Origin of the sequence: Vibrio sp. 2304 (assembly GCF_033339475.1) — a bacterium.
GTDB classification, from domain to species: Bacteria; Pseudomonadota; Gammaproteobacteria; order Enterobacterales; family Vibrionaceae; genus Vibrio; species Vibrio alginolyticus.
In genome coordinates, this window is sequence record NZ_JAWOUQ010000088.1 from 1 (window position 1) to 588 (window position 588).

The 588-nt window shown below is 50.2% G+C and carries 1 protein-coding gene; it reads right to left on the reverse strand.

Features of this window, described 5'->3' with window-relative positions; translation table 11 throughout:
- Nucleotides 1–588 (reverse strand): mannitol-1-phosphate 5-dehydrogenase (locus R7P64_RS24400; protein WP_318124197.1); only part of this gene is annotated, 588 nt, incomplete at both ends.

Sequence of the window (588 nt, forward strand, 5' to 3'; positions counted from 1 at the left end):
CTCAGCTTACGCAGCGGCTGACGACCCACGCGCTCAACGTCATCTTTCAGATACGGGTTTTCAAAGCGACCGAGGATTTTCTGAATGTATGCCGCATGTTTTGCTGCATCAAAACCATAGCGTTTGATCAGTACCGCGCCGCTCTCTTCCATCGCACCTTTTACCACTGCGCGGATTTTCTCGTCGAGAATCGCGTCACGAATGGTCTGATGACCGGCCAGTTTTCCGAGGTACGCGGTTATAGCATGACCCGTGTTCAGGGTGAAGAGTTTACGTTCGACAAATGCCATCAGGTTGTCGGTTAACTCCATGCCTGGGATGTTCGGCAGTGCGCCTTTGAACTGCGTTTTATCGACAATCCATTCGCTGAAGCTTTCAACCGTCACTTCCAATGGGTCATCGTTGGCGGCTTCTGCTGGTGGCACGATGCGATCGACAGCGGAATCAACAAAGCCAACGAACTCGTCTGCTTTTGCATGCAATGATTTATCTAAGTGTTTGTAAACTTCACCTTTTAGGTGCGTAGTGCCACGCACCATATTTTCACAGGCGATGATGTTAAGTGGCGCGTCATTGGCAGCTTCAAAA